We start from the raw sequence: 21546 nt of genomic DNA on the forward strand, positions 1-21546 counted from the left end.
CACCTCTTTATTTTTCATATTTTAAAGTTAGTAACATCGATGTTAAAATAGCGGCCCTCAATTCATCACGAGCTGGGAGTTGTAACTTTAACGTATTCCGGTCGATGGCAGCGAGCATTAACGTTGCCTCTCTGTAGGTTATAACGCCTTCGTCCAGCAGCCTATATATAATATCTTCAGCCATGTTTTGCGTGGCACCTTTTTCAATTTGTTTAATGATATTTTCAATCAGCTCAATTTTTGAACTTGGTTTCACACGAAAAATTCTTATATATCCACCGCCACCACGTTTGCTTTCAACAAGGTAGCCTCGTTCCACGGTGAATCGGGTATTAATAACGTAATTAATTTGCGAGGGGACGCATTGGAACATATCAGCTAATTCGCTGCGTTTAATTTCAATATGCCCTTTACCACCTAATTCGATAACTTGTTTTAAATACCCTTCAATTAAATCTGAAATATTTTTCATTATGATTACAACTTCACCTCGCTCTTTTTGACTTTGACTATCTTTGACTTTATTATATTTCCTTTTTTCCATATTTGCAACGATAAACCCTTGACCATTTTTATTGTAAAAAAATCGACAATACGTATGAAAGTACGCTTTGCCGATTTTTTATCAATATATTCATCTAAGATGAAGAATACTCGGGAGTTTTACATTTACGAGAAATTATTTTATACCCAACGGCCAACAATTGGGTAATTCCAAGGTGTTTCTCGCAGCGCATTGAAAATACCGATAATTGGTACAACAAATGTCATAATTCCAAAGATAATTAAGAATGGAATACCGATTAAAAGAAAACTTAGTACGACAGAAATACCGATTAATACCCACATAACAAACTGGAAGAGCAATGCTTGAATCGATATTCGTTTAACACTTTCTTCACTGCTTATTAAGAAAAATAAAATTGGTACTAGAACTGGTGCAAAAAAAGCACTTGCGTGAATAATCACTTTAGCCCATTTTTCTTCCATATATTAGTTAACCCCCTTTAAGGTTATTGAAATTCTTGTTAGATACATGTACGAATGATTTGATTAATAGTTTCAAAAACCTTGCGTGATTGATCATTGATTTTATTCTTTTGTCCGTTTCATATCTTTTCCACAATTTTCATTTTATAGTCAAAAAAATCTTTAGATACTATTAAATAATATGGTATTCTGTAAACAGAAATGAAAAAAGCCCTTTCAAATTAGGAGGGCTTAATTACCATTCTTTTTATTATCTGTATGTTTAGAATCGATTTCATCAGGATGATCAGCAGGGAATAACCCGCGGGCAAAAAGACCTGAAAACAAGGTGGCACTAATGATAATTAAAATTTTATGATTTTTCGGTACCTCATCAAACATATTGTTTAACATCAATGTGGAAATAACTGCTACTGTCACCATGGACACAATAATATAAGCAAGCCTTCGCTGATTCATCTTAACAAACTTCCTTTACTAATTTAATAAAAAACAATACGAACTAATAAACTAATCGTATTTTACATTGTTTATAATAAAAATACAAATTCAGGAATTAAACTGTAATGGATCAAACAATAAAAAAATTAAACTAGAATGGAGCATACATATGAGGTTTGTACTTTATAACAAGGAAAACAAATCAAATTATAATCAATTTTTTGATGAAGAAAAACATATTCACGAAGTAGGAATAAACGTTTCTGCGAACCCTATTGTAGCCAAACAAATTGAAATGGTTCAGTTAACAAAAAAAGAATTGGCCATCCTTAAACAATTAAAACCACTTATTGAGAACTATATTCCAAAGATGGTTGATATTTTTTATGAAAACATTTCAATGAATAAACATTTAGTAGAATTAATTAATCAGTACTCAACAATCGATCGATTGAAAATTACTTTAACAAAGCATTTACAAGATATTTTTGAAGGACAAATTGATAATCATTATTTAGAGAACCGAACTAGAATTGCCCTTGCTCATATCAAAATTGGATTATCATCTAAATGGTATATCGCTTCTTTCCAATCTTTAACAACAACCTTTACTCAGTTTATTAATAAGCTTGATATTTCTAAAGAAGAAGCAATTCTTGCCATCAATACATTTTCTAAAATTATCAATTTAGAAATGCAACTTGTGATTGAAGCATACGAAATTGAGCAAGAACGATTACGTATGGAAAATGATCAAGTAAAACAATCATTATTAATCTCCATCCAAAACATTGCTGAAGATTTAAATGCCATGAATCAAGAAACGACAGCATCGATTCAAATGATTTCTGAACAATCACAAAATATCGCATCAGCCACATCACAAGGTTTAGATTTCGTTGCTGATACAGAGGAAAAATCTAACCAAGGGAAAGCACAATTAGCAAAACAGACAAACTTAATGAACACGATTTTAAACAGTGTAAATTTATTAGAAGAGTCCATGACAAACCTACGTTCTTCTTCTAAAAGCATTTCTGAAATTGTAAACTTAGTGACGAACATAGCGGATCAAACAAACTTACTTGCTTTAAATGCATCAATTGAAGCGGCTCGTGCGGGTGAACACGGAAAAGGATTTGCTGTCGTTGCAGAAGAAGTTCGAAAACTGGCTGAAGAAACGAAGAAAGCAGTACAAAATGTCTCTGGATTAATACAAGAAATGGAAGAAAACATTACGGATATGACGTCTAGTGTCAACAATGTAGATGAACAAGTACAATTAAGTGTACAAACTCAAGAGCACTTAGCAGAATCATTTGAACAAATTGCCCAAAAAGTTTCTGGGATACGCAATCAGTATGCTTCCACGTCAAAAGATATCGAAAATATTTCAAGCAATATTGCTAATTTAGTAGAAAGTTCAACTCTAATTTCAAAATCATCTGACACATTACTCAAAGTGGTAAATGATTTTTCCAAATGAGAGATAAAAAATACTAAATTTAGTAGTAAATTGTCCTTTTTGATGTATAAAAACCGCAGACATTAAAAGTGTCTACGGTTTTTTTATTTGAGGCGGTTTTTGTCCCAACCTAATTTACTTTTGAATGACGACCTCTTTTACTTTAATTCTTTTTTCTTTTTTCTTTTCTTAATCTTTGTCTTTCTACCCCCGCTTTATATAACTTCTCCTCTTCCTCAGTCTCAGGGTAGATTGCTGGAATCGGTGTCGGTTTTCCACCCTTATCAATTGCTACCATCGTAACAAATGATTCGGTTGTCAATTTTTCTTCACCTGTTTTAACATTGCGAGACATAACACGCACATACACTTCCATTGATGTTCTTCCAGTGGATGTGACAATTGCTTCTAACTCCAACATATCTCCAACATATGCAGGGGAAACGAAATCTACTGAATCAAAAGAAGCGGTTACCACTTCTTTTTTCGTATGCTTCATACAAGCAATTGCCGCGATTTCATCAATATATGCTAGTATCTTCCCACCAAAAATGGATCCATACTGGTTCGTATCTGGGGGTAATACAAGTCGTGTTTGAGTTGAGCGTGATCTGCTCATCGGGTATGCAATACTCATTTGTTGTCCTCCTAATACATGGTGTGCTTTACCGAGAAGTTTGCAATTATTATGCAAACATAATATTAATTTCATACGGTTGAGTATTGCAACTTTTCTTTTAAAATTCTGTTTTAATCGTAATAAACTTTAATTCCGTCATTTCTTCAATAGCGTATTTTATTCCTTCGCGTCCATATCCACTATTTTTCACGCCACCATACGGCATGTTGTCTACACGGAATGTCGGGATATCGTTAATTACAACTGTACCCGCTTCCAATTCATCCGCCGCTTTTAAAGCATCCGTTAAAACATTTGTGTAAATGCCAGCATTTAAACCTAAATCGGAATCATTTACATATTTTATGGCTTCGTCTAATGTTTTATAAGGTACAATCGAAACAATTGGGGCAAATGTTTCTAAACACATAATTTTCATATCTGGTTTTACGTTCACCATCACAGTTGGTGTCATCGTACGTTCCGTAAATTCAGCTCCTGTCGCAACTTTAGCTCCTTGAGATTTCGCTTCTTCAATCCACTCTTTCATGCGCTCAACTTCTTTCGGATGAATCATAGCGCTTAAATCTGTTGAAGGGTCAAATGGATTACCTAATTTTAATTTTTTCGTTTCTTTCACGAATGCCTCTGTAAATTGGTCGTAAATGGATTCATGAACAAAAATTCTCTGCAGGGAAATACATACTTGTCCAGAAAAGCCGAAAGCACCGCTTACCGTGCGAGAGATGATTTTCTCAAATGGCGTACTTGGTTCAATGATGACAGCTGCATTGGAACCTAATTCCAATGTAACTTTTCTCAATCCGACCTTTTCTTTGATTTTCATTCCGACTGCGCCGCTGCCTGTAAACGTCACTTTCTTCACCAGAGGATGAGTTACAAGAACATCGCTAAGTTCTCCACCCGAACCCGTCACGATTTGTAGTGCACCATCAGGAAGTCCTGCTTCCTTAAAAATCTCCGCCATTACTAAAGCACTTAGAGGTGTTTGAGTTGCTGGCTTTAGAACAACCGTATTTCCAACTGCAAAAGCGGGTCCTAATTTATGCGCAACTAAATTAAATGGGAAGTTAAATGGGGTGATGGCTGATACAACGCCAATGGGAACTCGTTTCGTATAACCTATACGATTTTTTCCTCCGGGAGCTGCGTCCATTGGCACCGTTTCGCCAAAAGTGTGTTTTGCCAGTTCAGCTGAAAATTGATATGTAGAAATGGTGCGATCCAATTCAGCCAGTCCAGCAGTAATCGGCTTTCCAGCTTCATTTGCAAGAATCTCTGCAAATTCCTGCTTTCTTTTCTGCATGATGTCCACAACTTTATATAAAATTTCCGCTCTTTCATAGGCTGTGGTTTTCTTAAACGTTTGAAACGCTTCATGTGCGCCTTCAATTGCACATTCCACATCTTGTACAGAAGCCTTTGCCACTTTCGCAATCACTTCACCAGTGTAGGGAGCGGTCAAGTCATACGTTTCTTTTGCTTCCTCCCATTGACCGTTAATCCATAATTTTGTTTCTTTCATGTAGGACACCTCCATTATGATTTATTTCCATTTTATCACTCCCAACATTTTTTGGAGTGCATTAAGAACTGAAGAAATCGAAGAAATCACCTGCACTTCCCGGTATTAATGCAAAATCCAAAACATCCAGTGTTATACCCAATACATGAATCAAATTTTCGAGAAATGCATGATCTTTCATATTGACCATATTTTGAACTTCGACCAGCTCTCTGATGATTTTCTGGATGGAAACAATCAACGCCAATTCCTTTGCCATACGGAAAATTTTCAATTCCATTAACGATTTATGTAATTCCGCAATTTCATCAATTTTTTCATTATCTGTTGCATTCAACGCCAAAATCCCGATATAGGGATAATGAATCGGTTTTATTTTGATTCCTTTCTGATTCAATCCCCTTTTCAGCTCGGCAACATACTGAAGCAACATTTCGTTATATTCGGAACTATACATCGTTAAGATTTGTGCAAGGCATTGAAGAGAGTTGCCCAACATAAATCCTTGCTTTCTTAGGCTTTGGTAATATTGCAAAATCGTATCCACCTGCGTATGCGGTTGTTCCATCCCTTTCGACAAAAGAACCACATAGGGAATATCTTCTTTGGAAGTTAAAAAGTATTGTTTTCGGTGCATTTCATCATATAAAGTTTTTGCTCGTTTGGCGTGAAGAAGAATGTCTTCTTCCAGCATCATGGCGCCCGCCAGTCGAAAAGGAGATTTAGTAAATCCGGCTTCTTTTAACGCCATATCCCTTTGCAATAGGTTTTCCATGCAACCATCTATATTCTGCCCTAAAAATTGAACGGCAATATGATAGGTGACGGGAGAATTCCTTTGTATTGCTTTGTTAGAGTTTTCTACCATCCTATCTACCACTTTTTGCAAAGCGACGCCGCTAAATTCTCTGTTTTCAAGTGTGTATTTGCTTGCAAGAGACATAAAAAAGTTTTGATTATAGGCATTGCCAAAAAAATTTACGGCTCGATTATAGTTGTTCTGAAAGTTGATGTGGAAATTTGTATCCATTTCATATCACTCCTAGTCTTATTACGATTGAAAGGAGGATATGTTTCAAAATAAAGAGGGAACTCCAATACTTGAAGCTCCCCCATATATTATTCTATGTTAACCAACCTTATTTAATTCTGCTAGCTCCTCAGAAGTAAATGCTCTCGACCTTGTTAAGAAACGTTTACCTTCAACGCCTTCTAAACTAAACATCCCTCCGCGACCGTCAACGACATCGATGATTAATTGAGTATGTTTCCAATATTCAAATTGAGTTTTATGAATATAAAACTTTGCTCCACCAATTTCCCCTAGTAATATATCCGAATCACCAATGATTAAATCTCCTTCAGGATAGCACATAGGGGAAGAACCATCACAGCAACCGCCTGATTGATGGAACATAATTGGGCCATGTTTTTTCTTTAATTGTTCAATGAGGGCAAGGGCTGCATCTGTTGCTACAACACGTTTTACCAACGCCATCCCTCCTAAATTTTAGAATCAGAAGAAACCGAGTTTATTTGGACTATAACTTACTAACAAGTTTTTCGTTTGCTGATAGTGTTCAAGCATCATTTTATGATTTTCTCGACCGATTCCACTCATTTTATAGCCACCAAATGCTGCATGAGCTGGGTATTGGTGATAGCAGTTTGTCCATACGCGTCCAGCTTGAATTCCTCTTCCCATTCGATAAGCTGTATTAATATCGCGAGTCCATACTCCCGCACCTAATCCATACATCGTGTCATTTGCAATTTCCAATGCTTCTTCTTGCGTTTTGAATGTTGTAACAGCAACTACTGGACCGAAGATTTCTTCTTGGAAAATGCGCATTTTGTTATGACCTTTAAATACAGTAGGCTTAATGTAGAAACCTTCTGATAATTCTCCACCTAAATTGTTGCGTTCTCCACCGATAAGCAACTCTGCTCCTTCTTGTTTACCAATATCAATATAGGATAAAATTTTCTCCATTTGTTCTGTTGAAGCTTGAGCTCCTATCATTGTAGTTGGATCTAATGGGTTACCTTGTTTGATGGCTTTTACTCGCTCAAGTGCGCGTTCCATAAATTTATCGTAAATGGATTCTTGAATTAATGCTCTTGAAGGGCATGTACACACTTCTCCTTGGTTAAGAGCAAATAATACAAATCCTTCAATTGCTTTATCTAAAAATTCATCGTCTGCTTCCATTACATCTTCAAAGAAGATATTTGGCGATTTCCCACCAAGCTCCAATGTAACCGGAATAATATTTTGTGAAGCATATTGCATGATAAGTCTACCTGTTGTTGTTTCACCAGTAAAGGCAACTTTTCCAATACGTGGATTGGAAGCTAACGGTTTTCCAGCTTCTAAACCAAAACCGTTTACAATATTCACAACACCAGGTGGTAATAAGTCTTCAATAAGTTCCATTAATACTAGTATAGAAGTTGGTGTTTGTTCTGCAGGTTTTAAAACCACACAGTTTCCTGCTGCAAGGGCTGGTGCGAGTTTCCATGCTGCCATCAAGATTGGGAAGTTCCACGGAATAATTTGCCCGACAACACCAATTGGTTCTTGGAAATGATAAGCTATAGTATTGTCATCAATTTGGCTAATACCGCCTTCTTGCGCACGAATCACTCCTGCAAAATAGCGGAAATGATCGATAGCTAAAGGTATGTCCGCATTTAAAGTTTCACGAACCGGTTTACCATTTTCCCAGCTTTCAGTAACTGCTAACAATTCTAAATTTTCTTCCATGCGATCTGCGATTTTGTTTAAGATTCTTGCTCTTTCTGCAACGGAAGTCTTGCCCCATGAATCCTTCGCATTGTAAGCTGCATCGATGGCAAGTTCAATATCTTCCGCTGTGGAACGAGCAACCTTTGTGTAAACTTTTCCTGTTACTGGCGATACATTATCGAAATACTCGCCATTAACTGGTGGTGTCCATTGTCCTCCGATATAGTTATCGTAGCGTTCCTTGAAGTTTACAATCGCTCCTTCAGTATTAGGAAATGCATATGCAGCAGTTAATACAGACATTTTCCTACTCCCCCTATTTTTTGATTTTTATACCTTTACTTCTTGATGACAACATACTCACTCCTAAAGGTATCTAATAATATATATTCGAAAGGTTAGTAGATTATTTCTAATATTGAAAAATATTTTATATTTTCCTTCGTCACCCTTCTCTATGAAACGACCTTTTTAGAGTGAACTTTGCTAACCATATACCCCAAAATGAAAAAATAAACTTTCTATTTTAAATTTTTACAATTTTCTATATTTTATATAAATAACGATTAACTAGTAGAATCAAAGATATATATAGTTTTTTCTATTTAAAAGATTGTACAATATATGTAATAGATTTTGCGGACTAGAAAAGGTGGGATAAAAATGTTATCCATTCAAAGCACTGAACGTTTAACAGGGGGACGAATTAGTGGTGACTATTGGGATTTAGATGAGTTAATTAAGAATATCTACGAAGTTATTGGAGATGAAAATAGATATTATGATTACCGAGGTGCGAGACAACGTATATTAGGGGTTTGTCTTAAATTGCGGAAAGCAACTCAAGGAGAATGTAATATCGAGTTTGTAGCGAACGGCATCCATAAAGGAATTGAAAAGAAAAAAGACACGCTTGCTCCTGAAAAAAATGTATATTTCTCCGTTGAAATTTTATGGCCTGAATTAATTTTTACAGCACTCGCTTTAAACGACTTCATCGATTTATACAATGAATTTATAGACAATAATCCATGGAACCCACATACTACATCCATTCGAAAATTCCAATCTCTTGTTACGGAATGTTTAAAAGAACATTTGCCTGAAGAACATTACAATGTACTTATACACTTAATGTTATCAAAATCGCCTAAATACTTCCGTTACGCAACTCAATATGTAGATATTTTAAACTTAGAATATCTAAAGCTAACATTTGAGGAAAGAAAAAAGCATTTAGGTGCCTTTGCTATTCGATTAATGGTGGAAGATGATGAATACTTGGCTTTAAAGGATCAAATATTAGCCACTGCCAATATCACAAAACATGAAATTCATGAATTACCTCTTCAAATGAAATATCCTGAATATATTGAATGGTAATATTAGATTGCTATTCAGTCAAATGATAAAAAACAATCATGAATTTTCATTCACAACCCTGGCATGAAAATGGATATTTCTTTCCCATAATGTAGATAACACAAACAGTTAACAATACGTAGGCTTTTATGGTGGATGATACCCTGAATAAAAAACTGTTTGAGTGGATTTGGTGAACAACCCATTGTTAGCTCATTCATTTGGAATGATGACTACGTACAGAAAAATGCTTATATTTCAAATTCACTCGCTGTTTGTGAATCTACTTTATGGGAGGGATTATATTGGATGTACTGATGACACGTTGTGCAGGATTAGATGTACATGCTGAAACAATTGTTGCTTGTGTCATGATTGGCGAACAGGACGATGAATTATTCATTGAAACAGAAACTTTCCCCACTTTAACAAAGGATCTCTTTCGTTTACTAAAGTGGTTGGAAAACCATGGCATTACGCACATTGCGATGGAGAGTACTGGAGTTTATTGGAAACCTGTTTATAACATTTTGGAGGATTACTTTGATATTACATTAGCGAATGCTCAAAGAATCAAGAATGTCCCTGGAAGAAAAACAGATGTTTCGGATGCAGAGTGGATTGCGAAGTTATTGCGTTATGGACTGATTGAAAAAAGTTTTGTTCCACCAGAAGATATACGAAACCTTCGTGATTTAACTCGGCTTCGTAAAAAATGGATCGGCCATTTGACTTCAGAAAAAAATAGGATTCTGAAAGTATTAGAATGCTCAAATGTTAAACTAAATTCAGTTATTTCAGATGTGTTTGGTGTTTCTGGAAGAAAACTTCTATCCAAATTAATTCAAAATGGATATGTTGATTCCATTGATGTAGAAAATAGTATTCACGGAAGAATGAAGCACAAAAAACAAATGATTACAGACTCTTTATTCGGTACTTTAAACGATCATCAAATCTTTCTAATCAAACAATCTTGGCAACACATCGTTTATTTAGAATCATTAATCAGCCAAATCGAGGAAAGAATAGATGAAATTCTGAAGAATTATAAAGAAGAAGTGGAGTTATTACTAACGATTCCGGGTATTAAAAAGGATTCCGCAGCAATTATTATTGCAGAGATTGGGGTGAACATGGAACAATTTCCTACCTCTCAACACTTAGCGTCTTGGGCCGGAGTTGCTCCAGGAAATCATGAAAGTGCAGGAAAACGAAAGTCAACTAAAACGACTAAAGGGAATCCTCATATCAAAACTGTACTGTGCGAAGTAGCATGGGCAATCTCTAGAAGTAGGAATCGTTGGTTAGCTGCTAAATATTGGTCGATTGCTGCAAGAAGAGGAAAGAAAAAAGCACTCGTTGCCATATCGCATCGAATGCTTCGAATCATTTACTCTATGCTAATTAATAAGGAGCCTTATAAAGAACCTTTAATTAATTAGTATAACCAAAGAAGAATAAGTTTAAACAAAGTTACCTTCCATTAGGTAGCTCTGCTTTCTTATTGTCTTTTTTAGGTTATTTATATATTACCCTCAATAGATTGAAGCTATTCATGGGCTAAGTGGAATTAAATTATTTTCACAGAAAAAGACTGTACCGAAAAGTTTCCCTCCTCTTTTCGGACAGTCTTTTTTATTATACTCCTCCCAAATATGCCGCCTTTACTTCTTCACTTTCTTGAAGTTCCTTCGCTGTTCCTGACAATACAATTTTTCCAGTTTCGATAACATAAGCTCGGTCTGCTATCGATAAAGCCATATGAGCGTTTTGTTCAACAAGTAAAATAGTTGTTCCTTCTTTGTTGATTGTTTGAATAATTTCAAATATTTGTTGAACAATTAGTGGGGCAAGTCCCATTGAAGGCTCATCCAACAATAGTAAATTTGGTCTTGCCATAATCGCTCTTCCCATTGCCAACATCTGTTGTTCCCCACCGGATAAAGTACCGGACAATTGTTTTCTTCGTTCCTTTAATCTTGGAAATAGTTCAAATACATGGTCTAAATCTTTTTTGATTCCATCGCGATCTTTCCTAAGAAAAGCACCCAACTCCAAGTTTTCTTCTACTGACATATTCGCAAAAACCCTGCGTCCTTCCGGCACATGAGAAATACCACTTTTCACAATCGCTTGAGCTGGTTTGCCACCAATTTGTTGCATTTTGTACGTAATCGTACCTTGCTTTGGTTTCAGTAATCCAGATAACGTTTTCAACAAAGTAGTTTTTCCTGCGCCGTTTGCACCGATTAACGTAACAATCTCACCTTCATTAACTTCCAAGGAGATATTTTTTAATGCATGAATATTCCCGTAAAACACATCAATATTATTTACTTGTAGCATTAGTGTACGACCTCCTCACCAAGGTAAGCTTCAATTACCTTTGGATTGTTACGTATTTCTTCCGATGTTCCTTCAGCAATTAATTGACCATGGTCTAAAACGTAGATTCTTTCACAGATTCCCATTACTAGACTCATGTCATGCTCGATTAATAGAATTGTTAAATCAAATTCTTTTCGAATTAATGCAATTAAATCCATCAATTCTTGTGTTTCTTGTGGATTCATTCCCGCTGCAGGCTCGTCTAATAATAGAAGCTTTGGTCCAGCAGCTAACGCTCGAGCGATTTCTAGACGTCGTTGCATTCCATAAGGCAAGTTTTTCGCTAATTCATCTTTATAAACGTCTAGCTCAAAGATTTTTAAAAATTCAATAGACTCTTTCTCCATAGTTGCCTCGCCTTTAAAATGAGTTGGCAAACGCAAGATGGAAGAAAGGATTGAATGTTTCGCAAGCTGATGGTTTGCGATTTTTACGTTATCTAATACCGTTAAATCCTTAAATAATCGAATATTTTGGAATGTACGGCTGATTCCTTTATGCGATACTTGGTATGGTTTTAATCCCTTAATACTTTGACCATTAAAGGTAATTTCACCTTCTGTTGGTACATATACACCAGTTAACATGTTGAAGGTTGTGGTTTTCCCTGCTCCATTCGGTCCAATTAGTCCAACAAGTTCTCCCTTATTTAAATACATGTTGACATTTTGTACCGCTTTCAATCCACCAAATTGTATACCGATATTTTCCAATTTCAGAAGAGGATTACTCATGCTTCAGACCCCCCTCTATTTTTTACTTTAAATAAGTCTTTTAACTCTTTTGTTCCCATCAATCCTGTTGGACGATATAACATCACGATAATCAATACGACAGAGTAAATGATCATTCGCGTTTCTGGGAACGCTTGCAAATATTGTGAAATTGCCGTTAAGAAAATAGCTGCCATGACAGAACCTGAAAGGCTTCCTAAACCGCCTAATACGATATAAATCAGAATTTCAAATGATTTTAAGAAGTTGAATGCTGTTGGTTGAATAATATAGAAATTATGTGCATATAAAGCACCTGCTACCCCTGCAAAAAGGGAACCGATTACAAAAGCAACAACTTTATAATAAGTTGTATTGATTCCCATCGCGTCGGCTGCTATTTCATCTTCACGAATAGCTAAACAACCGCGTCCATGACGAGAGTTTGTAAAATTAGAAATAACCATGATTGTAATAACCACACCGACAAAAGCATATGTCCAAGTTGTAGCATGATTGACAACCATCCCTGCTGCTCCGCCAACATAATCAACATTCAAGAATACAATTCGAATAATCTCAGCAAATCCTAATGTAGCAATCGCTAAGTAGTCTCCTTTAAGTCTTAAAGAAGGTACCCCGACTAGTAAACCTGCTACAGCGGCAACAATCCCCGCTAATATGATTCCCACAATAAATGGCAACCCTAGTTTCATTGTACAAATTGCACTAATATATGCGCCTACTGCCATAAAACCGGCATGACCAATAGAGAATTGGCCTGTAACCCCTATTACGATATGCAAACTTACAGCAAGCATCACGTTAATACAAATCGTAATTAACATGTTTTGATAATATAAATCGAGCATTCCACTTGCAAGCATACCTTGTACAACTGCATAGATTACTAGTGCAAATGCTAAATAACCCCAAAAGGCTTTCGATTTTTTCATTTCCCCAGTCACCTACACTTTCTCACGGATGTTTTTACCGAATATACCTGCTGGTCGTAAAATTAAAATTAAGATTAAAATGATAAATGCTGCGGCATCGCGCCATAGTGAATAACCTACAGCACTTACAATTGTCTCAATGATTCCCAATATAAAGCCTCCAACCATCGCTCCTGGAATACTTCCAATTCCTCCTAATACAGCCGCAATGAAGGTTTTTAAACCAGGTAGAACGCCCATTAATGGGTCAATTCTTGTGTAATATGATCCGAAAATTACTCCTGCTGCACCTGCTAAAGCGGAACCAATTGCGAACGTTGCCGAAATTGTATTATCAACGTTAATACCCATTAGTCTCGCAGCATCTGCATCGTGAGAAACTGCACGCATCGCTTTACCAATTTTCGTTTTATGAACAATAAATTGTAAAAGAATCATCAAAATGATTGTAACTACAAGAATAAAAATAGTTTGAGAGTTTATATTCGCACCTAAGATATTAATATTTGTTTGCGGTAATACTTGAGGATAAGCCTCTGGTGTGGCTCCTCTAAAGAATATCATGGTGTACTCTATTAAGAACGATACCCCAATGGCTGTCGTTAACGCTGCAATTCGAGTTGCATTTCTTAAGCGCTTATATGCAACCCTCTCGATGATCATACCAATGATTGAACAAACAACCATAGCTATAATTAACGCTGGAATGAAACCCATTTCCCAACGAGTGATGGCAAAAAAACCGATAAATGCGCCAAGCATGAAAACGTCTCCATGGGCGAAGTTAATTAATTTGATAATACCGTATACCATCGTATACCCCAACGCAATCAATGCATAAATACTTCCTAAGGAAATACCATTAATGAGTTGCTGCAACCAATCCATAAAGTCACACTCCTTTTATGAAGCAAATATTTTATCTGTCAATTCTTAAAAGTTCAAAACATTCAACTAATATTTGGAAATTTGGGATACGAACGGGAAAAGGGAGGCGGTGTGCCCCCCTTTCTTGTAAAATTAAGGTTCAATTTTAGTTTTAAATGTTTGTGTACCGTCTACATACTCTAAAATTGTTGCAGATTTCACCGCATTATGCTTTTCATCCACAGAGACTGTACCAGATACTAGCGAAATATTTTTTGTTGCAGCAAGTGCGTCTTTAATTGCTGCTCCATCCACAGATCCTGCACGCTCAATTGCATCTTTAATGAAGTAAACTGTATCATATCCAAGAGCGTGGAAAGCATTTGGTGATTCACCGTATTTATCATTAAATGCTTTTACGAAGTCTTGAATTTTTGGATCTGGGTCTTCAGATGAATAGTGGTTAATAATGAATGAGTTGTTTAAGTTTTCAGCACCAGCTAATTCAACTAATTTTGGAGAATCCCATCCGTCAGCACCCATTAATGGAACATCGATTCCTAATTCACGCGCTTGTTTAACAATTAAACCAACTTCTTCATAATATCCCGGAATAAAGATAAACTCTGGGTTTTTAGATTTAAGAGTTGTTAAAGTTGATTTGAAGTCTGTGTCTTTCGCTACATACGCTGCTTCCGCAACTACTTGTCCGCCATTTGCTTCAATTTGTTCTTTGAATGCAGCTGCTAAACCTTTCGCATAGTCCGAAGAGTTATCTGCAAAAATCGCTACATTTTTTACTCCAAGTTCATTTGTAGCAAAGTTTGCAGCAATTACTCCTTGGAATGGGTCGATAAAGCATGTACGGAATACATACTCGTTAATAGATCCATCTGCATTCTCAGTAACGTTTGGCGCAGTTCCTGAAGCTGTAACAAGCGGAATTTTATTGTCGTTCGCAATTTGAACTGTCGCAAGAACGTTACCACTTGTTGCAGGGCCAATCATTACGTTTACTTTTTCTTGAGTTGCTAATCTGATAGCAGCAGATGTTGCTTCCGCGTTTTCAGATTTATTGTCAACTTTGACAAATTCTATTTTCTTACCATTGATTCCACCGTTATTATTAATTTCTTCAATCGCAAGTTCTGCACCTTGTGCAATAGATGAACCATAAGAAGCAACAGCACCAGTAAGCTCTAGGTTTGCACCAATTTTAATTACATCGCTATCTCCACCGTTTGAAGAAGAACCATTGTCTGATGAAGAACTGTCTCCTTGGTCACCCCCAGATCCTCCACTACAACCAGCTAAAGCTCCCACAACTAAAGAAGATGCTAGAAAAAGAGAGGCAAATCTTTTAGTCTTTTTTGATTCCACCATGTAATACTCCCCCCATTTATTTAGATTTTGTAATAAAAACTAATTAGATATTAGATTTTTCAGAAAATAAAAACACTTATTTCAGAATATTAATTTCATAATTTTCTGAAAAGGGTTTCAATCCAATATCTATTTCAAATGTATTAGCTTTCTGTATTGTAAAACATTATTTTTATTTAGTCTAGTGTGATTTTTTTGGAAATTTAAATATTTCGCATTATACAAAATATTTAATTAATAATTAATTGATATTATTATCGATTCAAACTTTTAATATTATCAAATTTTTATATTTTTCCTTTACAAAATTTTCTATAAAAAATTATGAATTTTATCGTGATACTCCCAACCGTTCTCCTATTTCCATGCTTAAATTTTATGCGCCAAAAATACTATGCTCTTTTGAATCATTTGAGTCCCATTTTTTTTCTTTACGCATACACTATTCAAAGAAATGGAGGTATTCATATGAACATGTATAATGGCTATCCCTATTATTACGTATATGTTCCTGTAAATTATTACTACCCTCCCAATCCTTTATATGTACAACAAACACCGCAACAAAGACCAAGTGAGCAAGAATTGATACAACGTATTCGCACAGAGCATAGCAACTTATATACGCAGCTAGAGCAAGCTGGTGTAAATCCCCAAATGATTGATACCCTCATGCTTCTAACAATTTCGTACTTACGTAATCAACAAAATTTAAATCGCACTCCTACCCAAATTTATAATCAGTTCCAGCGTGATAATCCTTGGTTCCCACTTTTTATCCGTTCAATGAATTTCCCAGAAAGCACAGTAAATCGCATATTAATTCGAGCTATTGAATTGGCTTTAGCTTATATCCGCGGTGAACGACCGGCTCCAGAACCTGGACCTAGGCCAGAAGAGGGTTGGTCCGATTGGGAAAGTTTAGGTGGAACATTATTAAGCGCTCCTAGTGTAAGTTCTTGGGGACCCAATCGATTAGACGTATTTGCAAGAGGTAGTGACAATGCGTTATACCATATTTGGTGGGATGGTAGCCGTTGGAGCAATTGGGAAAGCCTCGGAGGCGTATTAACATCCGCTCCTGGCTCTGTTTCTTGGGGTCCAAACCGAATTGACGTGTTTGTAAGAGGGACAGATGATGCCATGTACCATAAATGGTGGGATGGCACTCGCTGGAGCAGTTGGGAAAGTCTTGGAGGCACATTAACAAGCGGTCCTAGCGCATCTTCTCAACGTGAAAATCAATTAGATGTATTTGTAAGAGGCGTAGGAAATCGATTGTATAAGAGGACTTGGAACGGTTCTTATTGGGAACCTTGGGAAGATCTCGGAGGAAATTTAAATTCTGAACCAGCTGCGATTTCTTGGGGACCAAATCGAATAGATGTTTTTGCTAGAGGAGTAAATAATGATTTAATTCATAAATGGTGGGACGGAAACCGCTGGAGCGATTGGGAAAGCCTTGGCGGTACATTAACAAGTGCGCCAACCGTTTCTTCTAAGCGTCCAAACCATCTTGATGTCTTTATAAGAGGCGTAGGAAATCGATTGTTTAAGAGAACTTGGAATGGCACTCGTTGGGAACCATGGGTAAGCTTAGGCACTACTCAAATTACAAGCGCACCAGCAGCAGTATCTTGGGGACCAACTAGAACAGATGTATTTGCCAGAGGACAAAACAACGATTTAATTCATCGTTATCAAGGAAATTAAATAAATTAGGTTTGTCAAACTCCCTATTAGGTAGATAAACATTCCTAATAGGGCTTTTCTTTATACCTACCATTTGGCAAATATTTTTACCAGTATAACTATTATCACGTTTTTGAAAAGTGAATTTTCCTAGTTACCATTATTGCATTATTCCATCAGTATTACCTGTATATATATTGGATAACGTGTTTAAATTTTGATTTATTGGCTATTATAATTTGCAATTCTAAAATGGAAATCATATAGTTCACTCACCCGATATTTTCTGTAACATAATTACATACTTTATGACTCAACTGAAAGAACAATATATAATAAAAATTACCATGCAGAACTGAGTCTAGGAGTGAAGACATGACAACAAAAATTTATTTCAATAACGAAAAATTTATTGCTGGCATCACGTTAAAAAATGAAAAAGAGTTAGAACAGCATAACATGGCCCTTCATGTTTGCGATAATGAAGAAGATGTCGTTCAAAATCGTCAAAAGCTTGCTGCATACGTCGGTTGTGATATCGAACAATTTGTATGTGCCAATCAAACCCATAGCGATAACGTATATAAAGTTACAAAAAAAGATTGCGGACGGGGAGCACTTTCAAAAGATACTGCCATTCCAAATACCGATGCCCTTTATACAACAGAGTCCCACATCGTCCTTTGTACTTTTACAGCTGATTGCGTTCCAATTATTTTTTATAGTGAAAAAAGCGGCATTATAGGAGTGATTCATTCTGGTTGGCAAGGAACCGTGAAGGAGATAACTAGAAAAGTATTTGAACACATTCAAAAGAACGAACAATGTGATATTAAAGATTTCCGTGTTCATCTCGGTAGTGCAATTAGCCAAGAAAAATTTGAAGTTGATGAAGATGTGTATGCTAAATTTAAAAATTTAGGATATGCAAATGAATTTATTTATTTTAACGAAGAAACGGGTAAATATCATATCGATAATCAACAAACGGTTAAAAAACAATGCGAACTTTGCGGTATACCGTCTGAACAGATTACCATTGACTCAACATGCACCTATAAGCATCCTCAAGGATTTTCTTATCGAGAAGATAAAAAGGCTGGACGTCATTTAAGTTTTATTATGAAAAAAGCATAAATAAAAAATAAAGCATACCTCTCTATCCGAGAGATATGCTTTTTTACTTACGTCAACTCTGGTTTTCCACCGATTGTTTCTAGCTCTTTTTCTACGACTTTATTTTTCGCTTTTCTGCGCTTGAAGATTCTTCTTTTCGGTTTACCAGTCTTATCTGAATCATCTTTGTTAAAGATGTTTTTCACTTTTTCTGATATGTTATCAATCATAACATACATAACTGGAACGAATACTAAAGTAAAGATTGTAGAAGAAGTTAATCCAAATACAACGACTACAGCCATTGGTTGTTGGTTTTCCGCACCTTCACCAATTGCAAGGGCTAGCGGAATCATCGCTAAAACCGTAGTGAGTGTTGTCATTAAAATTGGACGCATACGGCTTTTCCCTGCTTCTACAATAGCCTCCATTCGTTCCATTCCATTTCTTCTTAAAATGTTAATATATTCAACAAGTAAAATACCGTTGTTTACAACAATCCCTGCAAGCATAATTAGACCGATAAAACCTGGTAAACTTAACGGTAATCCTGAAATGAGTAGCCCTAATATTACCCCAATCACCATAGTAGGCATGGAGAACATGATGATAAATGGATAAGTAATGGATTCAAATTGAACAGCCATTACCATATATACAAGGAATATACCTAAAACTAATGCTAATCCTAATTGGACGAAAGATTCCATCATCGTTTCTACTTCTCCACCCATGGAAATTTCGTATCCATCAGGTAAATTGATTTGTTTCAATTTCTCTTCAATTTCTTTAGAAACCGTTCCTAAATCTCGTCCAATTACATCACTCGTTACGTTAATTGTACGCTCTTGATTATTTCGAGTAATTTGAGAAGGCCCTTGTACTGGCACTATTTCAGCAACTGCAGATAACGGGATATCTTCCCCTTCATTATTCCGAACGACAAATGTTTCTAGATCACGAACAGTCTCCGTTTTATCATCAGGTAAAGCAACCGTTACGTCATATTCGTTACCATCTTCTTTATACCTAGTCGCCACTTGACCGTTAAACGCTACATTGATTTCATTCATAATTTGTTGGTAACTTAACCCAAAAGCAGAAGCCAGTTCACGATTTACAACCACTTGCAATTCTGGACTTCCTTCTTCAACCGAACTTTTCACATTCAATGTTCCATCGATTTCCTCTAAAATCCAAACAACTTGCTGTCCTAAATCAGTTAATACATCTAAGTTATCCCCTGAAATCGAAAGCGAGATTGGTGAACCAGTGGACATCCCTTGGTTATTTTCCGATATAGTAATTTCTGCCCCAGGAATATCACTTACTAAATCGTTTAATTGAGCAATGAATTGATCAGTAGTAATATCCCTTTCCGATGAACTAACTAGTTCAATCATATAGGAAGCCACATTTTTACTTCCTGCAGTAATACCATTTGTAGTACCACCAATACTTACATAATTCACTTTAATTATATCTTCAAAGTTTTTTAACCGTTCATTAATTTCCTCTACGATAGATTCCGTTTCCTCTAACTTCGCACCGTTTTGCAACTGTGCAGTAATTGAAACTTGCCCGCTATCTGTTGCAGGCATTAGCTCCATACCCACAACTGGCATTAAAGCTAAACTTCCCACAAAAGCAGCAGTTACGATGGCAATAACTGTTTTCCTTCTACGTAAGGCCTTTTCTAGTACTTTTCCATAGAAATTTTTAATTTTGTTTAAAACACGATTGAAGAAGTATTGTCCATTATTCTCATCTACTGAGATTTGAACATTACGCATAAATTGCGTTGATAGCATTGGCACCAATGTCATGGCAGCTACTAGCGATGCTGTCAATGCAAATACAACCGTCAATGCTAACGGACGAAAAATTTGTGAAGCAAGCCCTTCTACGAATACGACTGGAACGAATACAGCTGCAGTCGTCAGTGTAGAGGCAATAACAGCAGGGCCTAATTCCGAAGCACCATGGTATGCTGCCTCTTTAATCGATAATCCTTCCGAACGCTTCTTGTATATGTTTTCTAATATAACGATGGAACTGTCAACCATCATCCCGATACCGAGAGCCAGTCCACCCATCGAAATAATATTTAATGTTTCTCCTGTGAAGTACATTAACGTAAATGTACTAATAATGGAAATCGGCATTGAAACGGCAATAACTAACGTCGCTTTTAGACTCCTTAAGAAGAGTAATAGGATGATTGCAGCGAGTGATCCCCCTACAATCATGTTATCTAGAACTGAGTCAATTGACGCAGTAATATACACCGACGTATCCATAATCGTTTTTACTTCTAATCCTCGTTCGGTATATTTTTCATTCAATTTCTCAATAACTTTTTTAACTTCTTCTGCAGTTTCAACGGTGTTTGCATCCGACTGTTTCATAATGGTGAAAATTAATGTATCTTTACCGTCCACTCGAGAAATTGACGATACTTCTTTAAATGTATCTTCGACATCCGCCACGTCTTTTACTCGAACGGTATCACCATTATTTAAAGTGATGAGCGTATTTTCAATATCACTAACGGATGTATATTCTCCAACGACGCGTAGTTGCACATCTTGATTTCCTTGTTCAACCGTTCCTGCCGAGATTGTACGGTTCTCCGCTTGTAATGCAGTAATCACTTGTGAACCTGTTAGTCCATAGTTTTTCAGTATTGATTGATTCAAATTGATGCGAATTTCGCGTTCTTTTCCACCAACAATGGTAGCAGAGGCAACACCAGGCGCTCGTTCAATTGCCGGTTGAATATCACTTTCTGCAATATCTTGTAATTTTTCCAAATTATCCCCTGAGAGGCTTGCAATCACTACTGGCGTCGCATTCGGATCAAGTCGCATTACCATCGGATCATTTGCCCCATCTGGAAGCATCCCCGATATTTGATCGACTTTTTCTCTAACATCGATTAACGCATCATCAATATCCCGACCATAATCAAACATCATTAGTACTAGAGAAGCTCCTTGACTGGATACTGACTGAATTGTATCCATGCCTTCTACAGTACTTACAGCTGACTCAATCGGTTTTGAAATCAATTCTTCTATCTCTTGAGGAGCAGCTCCTTGATAACTTGTAGCAATAACCGCTATTGGCAAATCAATTTTCGGGAATAATTCTACCTTCAATTCCCTTAAAGAAATAAAGCCCAGTAGGATAGCACAAATAACAAACATGATTACGCCGACTGGACGTTTAATTGAGGTGTTTACAAGCTTCAATG

19 protein-coding genes and 1 pseudogene are annotated in these 21546 nt (G+C 36.3%); 6 read left to right on the forward strand and 14 right to left on the reverse strand.

What is annotated here, in order from left to right; all coding sequences use genetic code 11:
• Positions 1–7 precede the first annotated feature (7 nt).
• The 3 genes from NSU17_RS07380 to NSU17_RS07390 all read right to left on the reverse strand — a co-directional run bounded on the left by NSU17_RS07380 (position 8) and on the right by NSU17_RS07390 (position 1449).
• Entirely contained in the window at positions 8–472 is a 465-nt protein-coding gene (locus NSU17_RS07380) for a CtsR family transcriptional regulator (protein WP_096552383.1), read from the reverse strand.
• A gap of 212 nt (positions 473–684) precedes the next feature.
• Entirely contained in the window at positions 685–990 is a 306-nt protein-coding gene (locus tag NSU17_RS07385) for a DUF4870 domain-containing protein (protein WP_016838523.1), read from the reverse strand.
• 231 nt (positions 991–1221) lie between these two features.
• Positions 1222–1449: a hypothetical protein gene (locus NSU17_RS07390; RefSeq protein WP_016838522.1), complete on the reverse strand. Its 228-nt coding sequence runs from the start codon at positions 1447–1449 to the stop codon at positions 1222–1224.
• A 151-nt stretch (positions 1450–1600) separates the two neighbouring features.
• On the opposite strand from NSU17_RS07390, the pseudogene NSU17_RS15915 reads away from it, so the two are divergent.
• Both NSU17_RS15915 and NSU17_RS15920 read left to right on the forward strand, forming a co-directional pair.
• Positions 1601–2152 (forward strand): annotated as a pseudogene (locus tag NSU17_RS15915) (protoglobin domain-containing protein); the annotation flags it as partial.
• Positions 2153–2392: 240 nt separating this feature from the next.
• On the forward strand, positions 2393–2917 hold the full coding sequence (locus NSU17_RS15920; RefSeq protein WP_232019929.1) for a methyl-accepting chemotaxis protein: 525 nt from the start codon (positions 2393–2395) through the stop codon (positions 2915–2917).
• A 142-nt stretch (positions 2918–3059) separates the two neighbouring features.
• Here NSU17_RS15920 and NSU17_RS07400 read toward each other — a convergent pair whose 3' ends face one another.
• The 5 genes from NSU17_RS07400 to adh all read right to left on the reverse strand — a co-directional run bounded on the left by NSU17_RS07400 (position 3060) and on the right by adh (position 8113).
• On the reverse strand, positions 3060–3533 hold the full coding sequence (locus tag NSU17_RS07400; RefSeq protein WP_340704692.1) for an acyl-CoA thioesterase: 474 nt from the start codon (positions 3531–3533) through the stop codon (positions 3060–3062).
• 100 nt (positions 3534–3633) lie between these two features.
• Complete coding sequence (locus NSU17_RS07405; RefSeq protein ID WP_340704693.1) at positions 3634–5061, reverse strand: aldehyde dehydrogenase family protein; 1428 nt, start codon at positions 5059–5061, stop codon at positions 3634–3636.
• A 61-nt stretch (positions 5062–5122) separates the two neighbouring features.
• Positions 5123–6091: a DUF4003 family protein gene (locus NSU17_RS07410; protein ID WP_016838518.1), complete on the reverse strand. Its 969-nt coding sequence runs from the start codon at positions 6089–6091 to the stop codon at positions 5123–5125.
• Positions 6092–6190: 99 nt separating this feature from the next.
• On the reverse strand, positions 6191–6553 hold the full coding sequence (locus NSU17_RS07415) for a DUF779 domain-containing protein (protein WP_340432649.1): 363 nt from the start codon (positions 6551–6553) through the stop codon (positions 6191–6193).
• A gap of 24 nt (positions 6554–6577) precedes the next feature.
• Entirely contained in the window at positions 6578–8113 is a 1536-nt protein-coding gene (gene adh / locus NSU17_RS07420; RefSeq protein ID WP_340704694.1) for an aldehyde dehydrogenase, read from the reverse strand.
• 360 nt (positions 8114–8473) lie between these two features.
• On the opposite strand from adh, the gene NSU17_RS07425 reads away from it, so the two are divergent.
• Both NSU17_RS07425 and NSU17_RS07430 read left to right on the forward strand, forming a co-directional pair.
• Entirely contained in the window at positions 8474–9193 is a 720-nt protein-coding gene (locus tag NSU17_RS07425) for a DUF6904 family protein (RefSeq protein ID WP_096550045.1), read from the forward strand.
• Between the two features lie 284 nt (positions 9194–9477).
• Positions 9478–10617 (forward strand): IS110 family transposase, encoded by a 1140-nt coding sequence (locus NSU17_RS07430; protein ID WP_096549889.1) that lies wholly within the window; start codon positions 9478–9480, stop codon positions 10615–10617.
• Positions 10618–10813: 196 nt separating this feature from the next.
• Here NSU17_RS07430 and NSU17_RS07435 read toward each other — a convergent pair whose 3' ends face one another.
• From NSU17_RS07435 to NSU17_RS07455, 5 genes are all read right to left on the reverse strand, one after another.
• Positions 10814–11521 carry an ABC transporter ATP-binding protein gene (locus tag NSU17_RS07435; RefSeq protein ID WP_016838514.1) on the reverse strand — a complete coding sequence of 236 codons (708 nt, stop codon included), beginning with the start codon at positions 11519–11521 and terminating at the stop codon, positions 10814–10816.
• Positions 11521–12297 carry an ABC transporter ATP-binding protein gene (locus NSU17_RS07440; protein WP_016838513.1) on the reverse strand — a complete coding sequence of 259 codons (777 nt, stop codon included), beginning with the start codon at positions 12295–12297 and terminating at the stop codon, positions 11521–11523. The genes NSU17_RS07435 and NSU17_RS07440 overlap by 1 nt, the downstream gene beginning before the upstream one ends.
• Positions 12294–13232: a branched-chain amino acid ABC transporter permease gene (locus tag NSU17_RS07445; RefSeq protein WP_016838512.1), complete on the reverse strand. Its 939-nt coding sequence runs from the start codon at positions 13230–13232 to the stop codon at positions 12294–12296. Before NSU17_RS07445 ends, NSU17_RS07440 begins: the two co-directional genes overlap by 4 nt.
• 12 nt (positions 13233–13244) lie before the next feature.
• A complete protein-coding gene (locus tag NSU17_RS07450) occupies positions 13245–14120 on the reverse strand; it encodes a branched-chain amino acid ABC transporter permease (RefSeq protein WP_340704695.1) in 876 nt (291 codons plus the stop codon).
• A 132-nt stretch (positions 14121–14252) separates the two neighbouring features.
• A complete protein-coding gene (locus NSU17_RS07455; protein WP_340704696.1) occupies positions 14253–15482 on the reverse strand; it encodes an ABC transporter substrate-binding protein in 1230 nt (409 codons plus the stop codon).
• Positions 15483–15950: 468 nt separating this feature from the next.
• On the opposite strand from NSU17_RS07455, the gene NSU17_RS07460 reads away from it, so the two are divergent.
• Both NSU17_RS07460 and pgeF read left to right on the forward strand, forming a co-directional pair.
• Entirely contained in the window at positions 15951–17195 is a 1245-nt protein-coding gene (locus NSU17_RS07460) for a sialidase (protein ID WP_340704697.1), read from the forward strand.
• Positions 17196–17549: 354 nt separating this feature from the next.
• Positions 17550–18311 carry a peptidoglycan editing factor PgeF gene (gene pgeF, locus NSU17_RS07465; RefSeq protein ID WP_340704698.1) on the forward strand — a complete coding sequence of 254 codons (762 nt, stop codon included), beginning with the start codon at positions 17550–17552 and terminating at the stop codon, positions 18309–18311.
• 47 nt (positions 18312–18358) lie between these two features.
• Here the strand turns inward: pgeF and NSU17_RS07470 are convergent, their stop codons facing one another.
• Positions 18359–21544 carry an efflux RND transporter permease subunit gene (locus NSU17_RS07470; RefSeq protein WP_340432662.1) on the reverse strand — a complete coding sequence of 1062 codons (3186 nt, stop codon included), beginning with the start codon at positions 21542–21544 and terminating at the stop codon, positions 18359–18361.
• Positions 21545–21546: the final 2 nt, after the last annotated feature.

This window comes from Ureibacillus sp. FSL K6-2830, from assembly GCF_038004145.1.
Classification (GTDB): domain Bacteria; phylum Bacillota; class Bacilli; order Bacillales_A; family Planococcaceae; genus Ureibacillus; species Ureibacillus thermosphaericus.